This window comes from Thalassotalea psychrophila, assembly GCF_031583595.1.
Classification (GTDB): domain Bacteria; phylum Pseudomonadota; class Gammaproteobacteria; order Enterobacterales; family Alteromonadaceae; genus Thalassotalea_A; species Thalassotalea_A psychrophila.
This window is the reverse complement of sequence record NZ_CP134145.1, coordinates 3,519,810-3,535,603: the sequence shown is the minus strand read 5'-3', so window position 1 is coordinate 3,535,603 and position 15,794 is coordinate 3,519,810. Positions and strand designations below refer to the sequence as shown.

The following is a 15,794-nucleotide window of genomic DNA, read 5'->3' as shown; positions in this document are numbered from 1 at the left end:
TTGCTTGAACTGTCATTGTTATATAACGTTATTTACGCTGTACAGGGTTAATTTAGCTACTACGCCTTGCGTTCTTTATTGCTCCTATATTCATATCAACTGAACAATTGCATCTTGTCGTAGTTAGGCTGTAGCGAAATGTAAACTTTGAAACAGAACAAACCTTAATAAGGAGTATAAACGGTACATCTTGCCATGAGTGTTCGATAGCATTGGTGTCATCGTGGTATAGCAAATAAACGCTAAACATTAGGCAAAAAAAAACGGAAGACCAGCTTCCGTTTTGAATTAAACTATTAATAGTCCAGATCCCGTAACAAGTACGGGACGACTTGAGTCTATTTAATGCTTCTCAGAAATACCTTCATGAGTACCAGTAACAGCAATCTCTTCTGCAAGTTTCTCATCCATATTTTGAGGGTGAGAATCTTCAGCGCCATGCATCCAGTCAACAAGCCTGTCGCTTAGTAACCATAAGCAAATACCAGCAAGGAATGCCATAATTGCAACACCAGAGAAGGCTTGTAGAGGACCTGTTTCACCAACCATTTGGCCAACCCATGCAGCTAAATAGTTACCAACACCAGAGAAGAAGAACCACATACCCATAAGTAATGATGTGTATTTCAGAGGAGCAAGTTTAGTTACCATTGAAAGACCAATTGGCGATAAACATAATTCACCCATAGTATGGAACAAGTAGGCAAGTACTAGCCAAATAACGTGAGCTTTAACAGTCTCTGAATCGCCAATTTGTAACGCGGCCATTACCATTGAAATAAAACCAAGGCCTAAGAAAAACATCCCCATAGCAAATTTCTTCGGAGAGTTTGGCTCAGCAGCGCCCATCTTCAACCACATAGCAGCAAATATTGGCGCTAAGATAATTACGAAAATAGGGTTTACCGTTTGTAACCATGAGGCTGGCATTTCCCAACCGAAAAATACTAAGTCAGTTCTGTATTTAGCGAAAAGGTTCATTGAACCTGCAGCTTGCTCAAAACCTAACCAGAAAATAATAGTAAAGAATGACATGATTAAAATAACTTTAACACGGTCACGCTCTTCAGACGTTAATGGTGCGTTTGAAGCAGCAGACTCGCCTTTAAGTTGTTTAGCTGATGGTTCTACACCAATATTGCCTAAATATTTGTTCGAAAGTGCAAGTTGTAAAAGCACACCTAGTAACATACCAAAACCAGCTACTAAGAAACCGTATTGGTAATTAATTTTTTCACCAATAGTACCTACTACTAAGTAACCTAAAATTGAACCTAAGTTGATACCCATATAGAAGATTGTGAAAGCAGCATCACGACGCTTGTCACCTTCTTCATATAAATCACCAACCATAGTTGAAATGTTTGGTTTGAAGAAACCATTACCCAAAATAAGGAATATAAGACCGATCCATAAGAAAGTCTCTTCCATACCAGGAATAAAGCTATGCGGCATACCTAGGGAAAATTGACCTACCATCATTAGTAAGCCACCAACGATAATAGATTTACGTTGGCCCCATACATTATCGGCCATCCAACCACCTAATACAGGTGTTACATAAACGAAGAAGGCGTAGATACCTAAAATACCAAGCGCTTTAGATTGTAGAGCCGTTTGGAATGCTTTTTCAGCACCTTCTGCAGCAGCATCAATACCAAAGTAGGCCATATCCCAGCCAAAATTTCCGGCCATCGCTACTAAATAAAGTACAAAAATACCACGCATACCGTAGTAACTCATACGTTCCCACATTTCGGTACCAAAAAGTAAGAACAAACCTTTCGGGTGACCAAACATATTGCCTGCATTAGGCCCCACATTCGAATTAGACATTTAACTTCCTATATAACTTCTTATAATTTTAAAAACACAATGGTTATACCTATCGTAAAAAGTAAATGCAAGAGAAGTTAGTCAAACTGTAACAATTCGTATAAGGTTTTTTGTAAACGTTTAAATGGAAATTTGTACAAAAACAAACTTTTTAATACGAAATAAATAGTTATAAATACATAAAACTAAAATGCATTAACACAAAAATTACAATTTAGTAGTATAAAGAACTTTAAAATAGATCTGATATTGCCTATAATCACTACGCTTAAACTAGTGTTTAATAGAAAGATTTTACATCTTGAGCAAAGATAAAGAAATCTGCTAATATTAAACCACTCGTTAAAATAAATACATTAAACTTAATAAAGTTATGTGTTTATTAATTATTAGAATAAATAGATTTATTTGTAGTTTGTGGAGACGTTTTATCTTTGGTTACAGTATAAATACGAGAAAAATTTCAAATGTTTGATTTCTCAATTTTAATTTATCCTGCTTGTACTGCCTTTCTTTTTGCTTTTGCAGCAATCAAAGTTATTAAACCTTTAGCTCTCGAATTCGGTTTAGTAGATACACCTTCGGCCAGAAAAAAACACAGTGGTAATGTACCTCTTATTGGTGGTATTTCAATATTTTTAGCCGTTTTAGCGGCAACAACTATTTGGCTCCCTAATACTCAAGAACTTCGTTTATACCTAATTGCATCAGCAATGATGGTATTTATTGGCGCGGTTGACGATAAATATGACTTAAGCGTTGGCGTACGACTTGTTGGTCAATTAATCATTGCCAGCTTAATGATCTATGGTGTTGGTGCGTATATTCATGATTTAGGTAATTTATTTGCTTTTGGTGAATTAGATCTTGGCTGGTTTGGTATACCATTTACATACTTTGCCATCATAGTCGCGATAAATGCTTTCAATATGATCGATGGCATTGACGGCCTAGTTGGCTCATTAAGTATCAATACCTTTGCTGGTATTTCAATTTTATTTATATTGAAAGGACATGAAGGTTACATTAGCTATGCGCTTATTCTTGCAACCGCAATTTTCCCATATTTATTATTTAACTTAGGTATTCCTGAAGGGAAAAGTAAAAAAATATTCATGGGCGATGCTGGCTCAATGTTTATTGGCTTAAGTGTTGTGTGGCTATTATCTGAAGGCTCTCAAGGTGAGTTGCGTTCATTTAATGCAATAACGGCTTTATATCTAACGGCTATCCCATTAATGGATATGTTAGCAATCGTTATTCGACGAATAAAAAAAGGCCAATCTCCATTTAAACCAGATAGAGACCATATACACCACATCCTGCTACGGTTAGGCTATAACCAACGTCAAACGTTAGTTATTATTTCAATTATGGCGGCGTTATTGACAACTATTGGTATCTTAGGTGAAGTTTACTTTGTACCTGAAAGCTTAATGTTGGCATTGTTTTTAGCTATCTTTGGCATGTATCATAGTGTGCTGCGTAGTACAAAGGCACTTAACCGCTTCATTAAAGTTAGTAAATAACAATTCTTTAAGCAAAACATACAGTTAATTTCAGTATTAACATGGAAGATTTGTTTATTCTCATATACAATTAAACCATCAAAATTATTCACTGTATTTATCTTTAATCTGAAATAAATGCAGGTTATTAATTAATCAATAAATTATAAAAACATGAAAACTTTTTTTGCTTTACTATTTCCTGCAAGTTTATGTTTATTAACAGCTTGTGTATCACCCCCGCCTGACGTTACTGCTCAGGTGCCGTTAATTTCCAAGTCAACGTTAAGTTATTCTTCTGCCGAAATATTGCCGGAAGATTTATGGGCAAGTTTAAATAATGCTTTCCAGGGAACTTCAATAGATTCTGATTACGGTTCAATAAATGTTGAAAATACTTATATTTCAGCAATGGGACATTGGTGTATTGCTTTTAACTTAACTAAAACTGATACAGTTGAATCAACTAAAACGTTAAACCCAGAAAGTAAATATTACGGGCAGGACAGAAGAGCTTGTAAGAATAATGAAACTTGGTTTTTTATATCTCCATTGATGACAAACTATAATGGGGCTATTAATGACTAACTTAATAACACCGTCATTGTGGCGCATGCCGCAATCTTTCTTTATTTTTCGTCTTTCCCGCGCATGCCGGAACCCACAAAAGATCGCAAGCATTCTTTCTCGTCATTCCCGCGCAGGCGGGAATCCAGAAGTGAACTCAAGCTTAATTTTTCGTCTTTGTGGCGAAGGCCGCAATCTTTTATTTTTGTGCTTAGCTCTTCTAACTATGCTTACGCTTGCACAACCTGCAAACGCTGCATTACCAAAGTCAGCCAAAATGGATGCGGCTAATCAAGCATTAGCTGGCAGCATGACACCTAACCAAGCATTAACACAGCTTGATAGTACTTCATCAATGCCAACTGATGTAACGGCGTTAAACCAAGGCGAATACTCTCAAATCTACCGCTCAGGTACTATGCTCCCTGGTGAATATCCTATCGAGCTTTTGCTTCCCACTGTTGAAGAGGGCATGCCCGCACCATACGGTGCTAATATTTTTGCTGGCGGCTATGAAACAGAGCGTGTAGAAGGCACCAACGATGATTATTTAATTGCCGCTGGAGATAAAATATCTATCTGGCTATGGGGTGCAGTTAATTTTGCTGATGTCACTACCGTAGATAACCAAGGTAATATATTCATTCCTGAAATTGGACCAATACAAGTTATAGATGTACCAGCTAGTAAAATAAATCAATTAGTTACTACCAAATTACGTTCTGTTTATAAACAAAGCGTGCAAATTTACGTAAACTTATTAACAGCGACTCCTGTAAGTGTTTATATTTCGGGGCCGGTTATCCGTCCTGGGCAGTATGCAGGTATGGCTTCAGACTCAGTATTATATTTTTTAAAACGTGCGGGCGGTATTGATGCAGAACGTGGTAGCTACCGTAAAATACAGATTATCCGAGATGGCAAAAATATAGTAACAATTGATCTTTACGATTTTATTCGCAAAGGTTATATGCCAACTATTAATTTTAAAGATAAAGATGTAATTCTAGTCGAACCACAAGGTGCAACTGTTGTAGTCACTACAGGCGCTAAAAACCCTTTCAGATTTGAATTTACAGATAACCAAGCCCAAGGTTCAGAACTTACAAATTATGCTAAACCGTTAACTAAAATTTCTCATGTTGGGGTTGTAGGCACCCGAACAGAAGGGCCTTTTTCAATTTATCAACCAATAAATGAATTTGAAGATTTCACTTTAATGGACGGTGACAAACTATTTTTTAATGATGACTGGGACGCACAAGTCTTAGATGTAAAACTTGAAGGTAGTTTTATTGGGCCATCATATTTTACAGCGAAAAAACCAACAAAATTATATGATCTGTTAAACCATGTACAAGTTGACCCTGAACTAGCCGATTTCAGTTCAATTTATATTCGCCGTGAAAGCGTTGCACTTAAACAAAAAGAAATGATTGATCAATCTTTAGATCGTTTAGAGCGAAATGTGTATACAAACCCTACTATTTCATCCGGTGAAGCTGCCATTCAAGTACAAGAAGCATCATTAATTTCAGGCTTTGTCGCACGAGCGAAAAAAATAATGCCACTAGGTAAAGTGATCGTTTCTGATAAAGGAGAAATAGCTAACATAAACTTAGAACAAGGTGATGTTGTCGTTATCCCTGAAAAAACCGATTTGATACATATCGGTGGTGAAGTTTTAATGCCACAATCGGTTGTGTTTAATTCACAAGCAACTGTGACAGATTACATTGCTTGGTCAGGAGGATACACTGAACGAGCAAACTACGAGCGTCTTTTAATCGTTCATGCAAATGGCATGATCACATTTCATGATGAAGAGTCAGACAGCTGGATGGCAGAAGGCTCTGATTTAGCTACGTTGCAGCCAGGCGATCAAATACTTGTTTTACCAAGGGTTGTAGCAAAATCAATGGAAACTGTTAAAGACTTGACACAAATTATTTATCAAATAGCAGTTGCTGCAGATGTGGTTGCAAACTAATTAAATGGCTGAAGTGATAAAACGATCTCGCATACAAGTTTGGCAAGATGTTATCTTTGCAATATTTTTGCGGGAAATTAGAAGTCAATTTAATGATAAATTTGGTATTAGTTGGGCAATTGTAAATCCCTTGATTTTTATTTTTGTTTTGTCGTATGGCAGGTCAATGTTAATGGGGGATACTACTCATGCAATGCCCACATTTATGTTTATGTTATTTGGAATGCTCTTTGTTCAACTATTTTTGGGAACTTTAGGTGCGGCATCAACTGCAATAAAAAAAAACAAACCCCTATTTGCTTTCCGGCAAGTACAACCAATTAGCGCAGTAATCGCTCTAGTTTTATTTGAGCTTTTAGTCAATATAGTGATTATTATAGTTTTGTTCGCGCTTATTTATTTTATGAAATTTGAGGCACAACTTAATAACCCTTTATTAATAGGAGGGTATTTATTACAGCTCTGGTTGATAAGTGTAAGCTTAGGTTTAATATTTGCGATAGCAGCATCATTTATTAGTGAAATTCAGAAAATTCAATCTTTGTTACAAAGACCAATGTTTTTTCTTTCAGGTATCTTTTTCAGTTTGCAAGATATTCCTAAAGAATACTGGGGATATTTAGACTGGAATCCGGTATTACATGCAGTTGAATTGTCAAGAGATGCAGCATACCCAACCTTTGGTGCGCAAGGAGTAAGTGATACGTATTTGCTTAGTTGCACTATAGTCTTAGTGTTTTTTGCTTTAGCTTGTTATCGAATAACGTGGAAGCAAGTTTTAAGTCGATGATAAAATTAAATAATGTTACTAAATATTACCCATCTAATTTAGGTAAACAATATATATTGAAAAATCTGTCTTTTTCAATTCCTCAGAATCATAACATTGCTATTCTTGGAGCTAATGGTGCAGGTAAATCAACTCTCTTTCGTTTGTTGGCTGGTAGTGAATATCCAAACAAAGGACAAATAACAACGAATTTGAGTATTTCTTGGCCTGTAGCGTTAGCAACAGGTATTCATGCAAAAATGACAGGTAGAGAGAATACACGATTTATTGCTAGAGTTAACGGTGTCGCTAATATTGATGCTTATGAGAAAAAAGTAAAAGAATTTGCTGAACTTGGAGTTAAATATGATTTACCTGTACAAACTTATTCAAGTGGTATGCGTGCAAAATTAGCATTTGCATGTTGCATTGCAATCGATTTTGATGTGTATTTAATTGATGAAGCTACATCAGTTGGTGATCCAAAATTTAAAAGGAAAGCAAAGAATGCGCTATTACAAAAAAGTAAAAGTGCTAGTGTAATTATGGTTAGCCATGATTTAAAGGAAATTCGAGAGTTTTGTGATAGTGCTATAATTATGTATAAAGGCAAGCTTGAATTTTGTAATGATTTAGAAATAGCAATAGAAAAATATCAGGCATTATAATATGAGCCGAAAACAAATAGAAAAAATAGAAGAAGAATTTCAAAAGTTAAAAGGGACTGCAACTGAGACGCAATGGAATAACCCTGATTATATTATTCGTATTTCAAAAGAATATGACATTAATAATGTTGCACTCGCATATCGACTAATGCAAAGAGCTCATAACCTTCGGCCTAATGGCCCAGCTATAAAGGCTCGTATAGAAAAACTTAAACAAAGAATAACAACTGAGCAACCTAAAGCAATAATCAGTCAAAGTAAATTTGAAAAGAACTTAGATAGATCTAAAAGTTTTGCAAGGATGTACAGCCCTCTTTTAAATTCGCTTATTGATAAATGGCGCCTTTTACCACATTGGTTTAAACAGCCAATCGTCTTGTCGGTATTTTTACCTTGGTTATGTTTCAGTCTTTATCAAATTATTTGGGCCAGCCCACGCTATGAGAGCCAATCTCAACTCATTGTGCGCCAACCTGATGATATGGCGACTCTAGATGCATCTATGGCTGTATTAAGTGGTCTAGGCATGCCTGCAACAAACACTGATACGCAGTTAGTTGAAGCTTATATTAATTCAAATGACATGTTGCAATATTTAGCAGAAAATATATCGATAAAGGAACATTTCGGCTCAATTTCCTCAGATTTTTTTAGTCGCTTACACAATTGGGACTCTAATGAAGATTTTTTAGCTTATTACCAAGAACATATTCTAGTTGAAATTGATGATGTGTCCTCAATTATTTCTGTTAAAACTCAAGGGTTTAGTCCTGAGTATGCACAACTGCTGAATGAAACGATAGTAGAACGTGCCGAATGGTTTATAAACAGTGTTGGTCATAAAGTCGCGCAAGAGCAATTGAAATTTGTACAAGGTGAGCATGATATAACAGCTAAAAAATTAGAACTGGCGAAAACTAACTTACTAGCGTTTCAAAAAGAGCATAACCTTTTAGATCCTGAAACTGAAGGTATGGCATTTCAAAAAATAGCATATACTTTAGAAGGAGAGCTATCGGCTAAAAAGGCTGAATTATATGCAATGAAAGCCGTAATGTCAGATGATTCACCTAAAGTATTATCATTAGAAAGAGTAATACATGCGTTGGAAGAGCAATTAAATGATGAAAATAGCCGATTGTCTGGGCATGATGAGAGTAGTTCTCTCACTGTTGGTGAAAAAGTGGCAATGTTTTCAGATTATAAAATAGATCTAGAGATAGCATTACAAACTTATGCAGGCTCTCTAGTTTCATTAGAAAAGACACGCATAGAAGCCTATAGAAAAATGCAGTTTTTGGTGGTTGTTGAATCTTCTACATTACCAGAAGACAATCAATATCCAGAAGTTGTCTATAATATTAGCTTATTCGGAATTGTATTATTACTTTTCTTCGGGATTATTAAAATTATTATCGCTACAATTAAAGAATTAAATTAAAGGTTAGGAATAAAGTAAATGAGGAAAGGTATTATATTAGCTGGCGGTAGTGGCACGCGCTTACACCCGCTTACGAAAGTTGTTAGTAAGCAGCTAATGCCAATTTACGATAAGCCGATGATCTATTATCCGCTATCAACTCTTATGCTTTCAGGAATCCAAGATATTCTTATAATTTCGACTCCAGAAGAGTTACATCGTTTTATAAACCTATTTGGCGATGGGAGTCAATGGGGTCTTAATTTAAGTTACATAGCGCAGCCTTCGCCGGACGGTTTGGCCCAAGCATTCATTTTAGGAGAGCAATTTATTGGTAACGATCCTTGTACCCTAATTCTAGGTGATAATATTTATTATGGTCATGATTTTGCTAAATCATTACAAAATGCTGCTCAAGTAACTGATGGTGCAACTGTATTTGGTTATCATGTACATGATCCTGAAAGGTACGGTGTTGTTGAATTCGACGCCAATTGGAAAGCATTGTCTATTGAAGAAAAGCCGGAAATACCAAAATCTAACTATGCAGTCACTGGTTTATATTTTTATGATAATCAGGTGGTTGACCTCGCTAAAGAAGTTAAACCATCGCATCGAGGTGAATTAGAGATTACTGACTTGAATAACATGTATTTACAACAAAACCAATTAAATGTTGAATTAATGGGGCGTGGTTCTGCCTGGCTCGATACCGGTACTTTAGATAGCTTACTTGATGCCTCTAACTATATAGCAGCAATAGAGAAACGGCAGGGATTAAAGATTTGCTGCCCTGAAGAAATAGCTTACAGACAAGGTTTTATTAATGCAGAGCAAGTAGAAAAATTAGCTGCACCATTAATTAAAAGTGGCTATGGAAAATACTTAATGCAAATTTTGACTGATAAAATAAAATAGTAAGTTTTATGATAATTATTGAAACTAATATACCTGATGTAAAAATAATTGAACCCAAAGTCTTTGGCGATGAGCGTGGGTTTTTCTTTGAGGTATTTCGTGATGATGTTTTTCAAACACAAGTAGCCCAACGTGTTTTCGTACAAGACAACCATAGTAAATCTAAGCAAGGGATTTTACGTGGTATGCATTACCAGTTAGAACAGACTCAAGGGAAATTAGTAAGGGTTGTTCAAGGTGAAGTCTTTGACGTTGCAGTTGATATGAGAAAAAGTTCACCTACATTTGGTCAATGGGTTGGTGTAACATTATCAGCCGAAAATAAACGCCAATTGTGGGTTCCTGAAGGCTTTGCGCATGGCTTCTATGTAACTTCTGAGTCTGCAGAATTTGTTTACAAATGTACTGATTATTATGCTCCTGAACATGAGCGTTCTTTACGGTGGAATGATCCTGATATTGGCATTGAATGGCCATTAGTTAATAATCAGTCTCCAGAACTTTCAGGTAAAGATTTAGAAGGTGATCTTTTTATTAACGCTGATACGTTTGAGTAACTAGATGAAAATAATTATCACCGGTAAAAATGGTCAACTTGGATGGGAATTATTAGATACCCAACCTGCAGGCGTCGAAGTTTATGCATTTAGTTCACAAGAGCTGGACATCACTGATGCCGATGAGGTAAACGCAACGTTTGCCAAACTAGCTCCTGATTTTGTCATAAATGCAGCCGCTTATACTGCTGTAGATAAAGCAGAAACTGATATAGAAGCATGTTATCTGGTTAATAAAGTTGGTGTTGAAAATATAGCGAAGGCTTGCAAAACAATTAATGCTAAATTTGTTCACATATCGACCGACTTTGTTTTTGATGGTAAGCAAAATACCCCTTATAAACCCGAGCATAAAACTAAGCCTATCGGTGTATACGGCGAAAGCAAATTAGCCGGGGAAAAATCAGTTCTAGAATTGCTTCCAAGCAGTTCTATTATTATTAGAACTGCTTGGGTATATTCAAGTCATGGTAATAATTTTGTTAAAACAATGTTGCGATTGATGAGAGAGCTACCAAAATTAGGGATAGTTTATGATCAAGTTGGTACACCTACTTGGGCAAAAGGGTTAGCTAGAGTTATTTGGCAACTGATTGAAAAAGATTATGATGAATTATTATCAGTTAGTGATTTTGGTAAAGTTTACCATTGGACAGATGCCGGTGTAACATCTTGGTATGATTTTGCTATTGCTATTCAGCAGCAAGGACTAACTCTTGAACTTTTAAGTAATGAAATTCCTGTACGACCTATACCTGCAAGTGCTTATCCAACTCCAGCACAGAGGCCATCGTTTAGTGTATTAGATAAAAGTAGTTTAGAAAAGTTAACGGGTATAGAGACTATTCATTGGCAAAAACAATTAAACACAATGTTAACTGAGCTTTTATAAACTTTGATGTGTTCAAAGAAAAACATTGTAAAATATATTAACTATTAAATAGAAAGAATATTATGGAAACGAAACATCTACTAGTTACTGGCGGTGCCGGTTTTATTGGAGCAAACTTCGTTCATTATTGGTTAGAGAATAATCCTAATGACAAAGTAATCGTGCTTGATGCATTAACGTATGCAGGCAATCAAGAAAGTTTATCCACTGTTGAAAAAAATCAGAATTTTGAATTTGTGCATGGAGATATTTGCAATACAGAATTAGTAGAAAAATTATTAAGAGATAAACAGTTAAATACTATTGTTCACTTTGCTGCAGAATCTCATGTTGACCGATCAATTACTGGGCCAGATGCATTTATTGAAACTAATATAATTGGTACATACAGTTTACTTAAAGCGGCTAAGAAAGTTTGGTTAGATGAACCTACAACAGCAGTAGAGCATCGTTTCCACCATGTTTCAACTGATGAAGTTTATGGTACATTAGGTCCAAACGACCCTGCCTTTACAGAAAACACAGCGTATGAGCCGAATTCACCATATTCTGCTAGTAAGGCTGCAAGTGATCATTTAGTACGCGCTTATCACCATACTTATGGATTAGACGTTACAACAAGTAACTGCTCAAACAACTATGGTCCATTGCATTTTCCAGAAAAACTTATTCCATTAGTTATTACCAATATTCTATATGATAAGCCCTTGCCTATATACGGTGATGGCCAACAAATTCGTGATTGGTTATATGTTGAAGATCACGCTCGAGGTATTGAACTAGTTCTGAATAAAGGTCGTATAGGAGAAAACTATAATATCGGAGGTAATAATGAATGGGCCAATATTGATATTGTAAAAGTTATCTGTAAATTGATGAATGAAGAGTTTGCAAACAATGAATCTATAGAGAAAAATTACCCATTAGCCAAGTCAGCTATTTCAGGTCATGCTGAATCACTTATTACCTATGTTAAAGATAGGGCTGGTCATGATAGACGTTATGCAATTGATGCGACCAAAACGAATAGTGAATTAGGCTATAAACCGGTTGAATCATTTGATTCAGGAATTGAAAAAACCATTCGATGGTACCTTGAAAATAACAAGTGGTGGCAGCCACTGCTGTAGCTAACAATTATCAATCTAACAGTTACAGACACAAAATTCGTCGTTATTAAAGTTGGTTTGGAGAGGTAAAACGGCGGTAATAAACAGTTTCAGTGCTAAACTTTTATGTAAAGCTAAGATTGTACGATTGTTTATTTTTGAAATTCCTTATATTTTAAAGCTGTAAAATATTCAATAAAGACTTTCAGAATTGAGAAAATAAACTTAATTAGTAATATAAAACTAGAGAATTAAATGACAAAAATAATATTTTCAGGAATTGCAAATAAAATTGCTAAACATTGTGTAAATTTATTAACTGAGGCTGGGTTATCTACAACCGAGTCAGAACAATATATAAAACCGAATTTTGAATCAAATAATGGCATTCCAGTATGGGTTGCAAGCAATGATTTGCACAATTTGTATTCTTCAAGCGAAGAAAAAGATGATATTAAATTTATTTTGTTTTTTAATTCACCAGAATGCACCTTATCGTTATTAGAACCTGAAAAAATTGATAGAAATGATAATGTTTTTCCTGATTGGATTGAAATTACTAACGAGTTACTTAATTTTTATTTGTCGAATATGAAAAATACAATATTGGTTAATGTAGCTTCCTGTATAAATAAACCACACTCATTAATTGACATTGTAAACACTAAGTTTGGCAGTAAACTTCAACATCGATTGAGTAGCGAGGAACTAAAGTCAAAAACACACGAATTTTCATTAAATCAATTATTTGAAACGAAACAATCTGTTAGCATGAACTCACTTTTTGATAACGACTTAATCCAAGAAGTCTACGAAAAAATAGTAAGTGCTGCAGATTTAGTTACAGATATTGACGAAAGCACTTTTGAAAGTCGTGCAAAACTTCATGCGGAAAAAAGTGTCACTGAATTAGCTACTCTACAACATAAGTCAGTTAAAAACACAGAATTTGAAAGTCATGTCTCTGAGCTAACGTCTGAAAATGAAATTGCCTTATTACAAATCCATCAACTTCAAGAAGAACTAGAGTTTTATTTTATCAAGTCACAATCTACGGCTATCTGGAAAAATAAATCAATGCAGGTCGATGTTACAAATAGACGTTTTGAAAAAATGTTAAAACTTCAAAACATCTAAATACTAAAAACATAAATTAGAAAAAAATGCGTAAAATTGTAATATCCGATCCAGGTTTAAGGGAATATGGAGGCCATCATCCTGGTATGATCAGTGCCTTAACTAATTCTGAACTAATCGCAGGTGATGCTATAAAGCTAGACGTTTATTGTAATAATGAATGCGATATTAATTTTATTGAAACAAATAGGTCAAAAAAAAACGCAATAATTGAACATTTTTCAACTGATTTTTATTTATATTTTTATCAAAGTTGTAGCATTAGCGATTTAACTCCATACATAAATAAACTTGTTAAAGAGTATTTGGACGTTTTACTTAAATATCAATTTTCTACCCAAATAAATCAGACGATATTTTTATATCATACGCTTCACTGGGAGCATGCAATGGCACTAGCTTGTGCTATTTCACTATTTAAAAAACAAACTAAAAATACGTTTCAATATTGTATTTTCCTAATGTATAGCCCAGAAAAATATAGTCAAAATGGTTTATTAGATATTAAACGTTATTTAAATTTTAAAGTGGCATTTAATCTTCTCCAAAAACAGCATGGAGTTCGACTTTTTGCCGCAGATGAAGAGTTACGTTTGAGTTATAAAAAAATGCTTAATATAAACATTGATATACATCCATGTGGCTTGTTGAATTATGTGGGGAAAAATAGTAAACCAATAAAGGATGACTTCCAACAGTTAAAAAGTAACAGCGCACATACAAAAAGAAAAAAATACAGCATTCTTTTGTTTACGGGTGATGCCAAAGTGAATAAAGGATTTTTAGATTTACCTTCATTACTTTCTGAAATTATTAGTAACCTCACAATAGAAAATTTAACCATCACCATTCAATATACAATTACTAATGAAAGTGAACAGCTCAAAAGTGTTGATGAGACATTGAAAGGTATAGCTTGTAATGATAAGCGAATTGTAATTGTTGACAGGTTTTGGACCCATACAGAATTACACGATAATTTTTCTAATGCAGACATAATGTTATTCAACTATTGCGATAAAGTATATATGGAGCAAAGTTCAGGTGTATTATGGCTTGCAGCAATGCACAACCTTAAGATGTTATTTTTAACTGATACTTGGCTAAACAGAGAAGCTGAACGTTTGAATTGTGAGTTCCAGGTCGTTAAAAGATATGAAATAGTAGATAAATTAAATGGTTATTTAGTGGATTGCGCAAGTAATGCTGATATAATTTTACGTAACGAAATTGAACCTAAAAATAGTTATAGAACAACACTTTTACAAGATCTTAGTGTTTGGTTAGACAATATCTATAAAGAAAAGTAAGGCCGCTTTAACATGACAAAACCAATTAGACCTAAAAATGGAAATGCTACACTTTTAGAGAATGCTAGCAAAAATATTGGCGCAATTGTACATGTTGGTGCAGGTAACTGTAATGAACTGGAAGACTACTTAGCTTTGAAACCCGAACAAATCGTTCTTATTGAACCCGTGCCTCAGTTTTTTAATAAGTTAACTAAAAAAGCGGCTGTAAACAAAAAGATTAAATTGTTTAATGTTGCACTGTCATCTGATGAAAACAAACATCTACTACACTTAACTCAACCCGTTCAGTTCAGCAGTTTAAACAAAGCGGTAAATTTAAAGAAAGTTTTTAAGAACCTTAAAGATGAAAAAAACATTGAAGTCAATACTCTTTCATTTACTAATCTTATTGAAAGACTGGCTTTAGATTGTGAAAATAATAATAGTCTTATTTTGCAAATGAATGGAAGTGAATATGACTGTTTGAACAATTCGACTATTGAGAGTTTAACGTTGTTTACCAATATTACAGTACAGGTAGGCAAATATAATTATTTTGAAAATGCTTCTAATGAAAGCAAGATTACTCAATTGATGATAAATAAGGGCTTTCAATTAGAAAAGCGCTCTAATGAAGGTGTGATTTTCTCTGAGCTTACTTTTAAACAAGATAAAAATGTACAAAAAATTAAAAAGTTAGAGCGCAAGTTGCTAGAGGTTGAATCTTATAATTTGAGTCTGAAAACTAAACAAGCTGAATTAATTGAATGTAACAAAAGTAAAGACGAGCAAATAGCTAATTTAACAGTCGAGCGTGATGAGGAAGCAAGCTGCCGCCAAAAGAACGAAGAATGGGCGGAATCTCTTAAGTTACAAGTTGAAAGCTTAAAAACAGAACTGAAAGAGAAATCACGCAGTTCTAGTGTAGGGAAAAAAATGCTAACTAAAGCTCAAATAGACTTAGATCATTTAAGAGAGTCGTATAGTCAAAAAGTAACTTCAGAAAAGGAACTTGTAAACTTAGTTAAAGAGCTAAGGAAAAACCTAATTTTGGCGTCACGTTATTATCAACAATTACAGCAAGAGTCCCCTGAGTTGTTTTTAGCTTCTGAAAATGTTGTGGATAACTAA

General features: G+C 34.6%; 14 protein-coding genes. 13 read left to right on the top strand and 1 reads right to left on the bottom strand.

What is annotated here, in order from left to right; genetic code table 11:
• Positions 1–342 precede the first annotated feature (342 nt).
• Positions 343–1,836: a peptide MFS transporter gene (locus RGQ13_RS14460; RefSeq protein WP_348390452.1), complete on the bottom strand. Its 1,494-nt coding sequence runs from the start codon at positions 1,834–1,836 to the stop codon at positions 343–345.
• A 467-nt stretch (positions 1,837–2,303) separates the two neighbouring features.
• Here RGQ13_RS14460 and wecA point away from each other — a divergent pair, with 467 nt between their 5' ends.
• From wecA to RGQ13_RS14395, 13 genes are all read left to right on the top strand, one after another.
• Positions 2,304–3,365, top strand: a complete 1,062-nt coding sequence (gene wecA, locus RGQ13_RS14455) for a UDP-N-acetylglucosamine--undecaprenyl-phosphate N-acetylglucosaminephosphotransferase (protein WP_348390451.1) — start codon at positions 2,304–2,306, stop codon at positions 3,363–3,365.
• Positions 3,366–3,518: 153 nt separating this feature from the next.
• Entirely contained in the window at positions 3,519–3,932 is a 414-nt protein-coding gene (locus RGQ13_RS14450; RefSeq protein ID WP_348390450.1) for a hypothetical protein, read from the top strand.
• Complete coding sequence (locus RGQ13_RS14445) at positions 3,925–5,901, top strand: polysaccharide biosynthesis/export family protein (protein WP_348390449.1); 1,977 nt, start codon at positions 3,925–3,927, stop codon at positions 5,899–5,901. Before RGQ13_RS14450 ends, RGQ13_RS14445 begins: the two co-directional genes overlap by 8 nt.
• Positions 5,902–5,905: 4 nt before the next feature.
• Positions 5,906–6,691 carry an ABC transporter permease gene (locus RGQ13_RS14440; protein ID WP_348390448.1) on the top strand — a complete coding sequence of 262 codons (786 nt, stop codon included), beginning with the start codon at positions 5,906–5,908 and terminating at the stop codon, positions 6,689–6,691.
• The gene (locus RGQ13_RS14435; RefSeq protein ID WP_348390447.1) at positions 6,688–7,338 is read left to right on the top strand and encodes an ABC transporter ATP-binding protein; all 651 of its coding nucleotides are present in this window, start codon (positions 6,688–6,690) and stop codon (positions 7,336–7,338) included. The genes RGQ13_RS14440 and RGQ13_RS14435 overlap by 4 nt, the downstream gene beginning before the upstream one ends.
• A 1-nt stretch (position 7,339) precedes the next feature.
• A complete protein-coding gene (locus RGQ13_RS14430; protein WP_348390446.1) occupies positions 7,340–8,779 on the top strand; it encodes a lipopolysaccharide biosynthesis protein in 1,440 nt (479 codons plus the stop codon).
• A gap of 18 nt (positions 8,780–8,797) precedes the next feature.
• Entirely contained in the window at positions 8,798–9,676 is an 879-nt protein-coding gene (rfbA, locus tag RGQ13_RS14425; protein ID WP_348390445.1) for a glucose-1-phosphate thymidylyltransferase RfbA, read from the top strand.
• A gap of 8 nt (positions 9,677–9,684) precedes the next feature.
• On the top strand, positions 9,685–10,233 hold the full coding sequence (gene rfbC / locus RGQ13_RS14420) for a dTDP-4-dehydrorhamnose 3,5-epimerase (protein WP_348390444.1): 549 nt from the start codon (positions 9,685–9,687) through the stop codon (positions 10,231–10,233).
• A 4-nt stretch (positions 10,234–10,237) separates the two neighbouring features.
• Entirely contained in the window at positions 10,238–11,125 is an 888-nt protein-coding gene (rfbD, locus tag RGQ13_RS14415) for a dTDP-4-dehydrorhamnose reductase (RefSeq protein ID WP_348390443.1), read from the top strand.
• 62 nt (positions 11,126–11,187) lie between these two features.
• Complete coding sequence (gene rfbB, locus RGQ13_RS14410) at positions 11,188–12,255, top strand: dTDP-glucose 4,6-dehydratase (protein WP_348390442.1); 1,068 nt, start codon at positions 11,188–11,190, stop codon at positions 12,253–12,255.
• 234 nt (positions 12,256–12,489) lie between these two features.
• Positions 12,490–13,371 carry a hypothetical protein gene (locus tag RGQ13_RS14405; RefSeq protein ID WP_348390441.1) on the top strand — a complete coding sequence of 294 codons (882 nt, stop codon included), beginning with the start codon at positions 12,490–12,492 and terminating at the stop codon, positions 13,369–13,371.
• A 26-nt stretch (positions 13,372–13,397) separates the two neighbouring features.
• Positions 13,398–14,681: a hypothetical protein gene (locus RGQ13_RS14400; protein ID WP_348390440.1), complete on the top strand. Its 1,284-nt coding sequence runs from the start codon at positions 13,398–13,400 to the stop codon at positions 14,679–14,681.
• A 12-nt stretch (positions 14,682–14,693) separates the two neighbouring features.
• On the top strand, positions 14,694–15,794 hold the full coding sequence (locus tag RGQ13_RS14395) for a class I SAM-dependent methyltransferase (protein WP_348390439.1): 1,101 nt from the start codon (positions 14,694–14,696) through the stop codon (positions 15,792–15,794).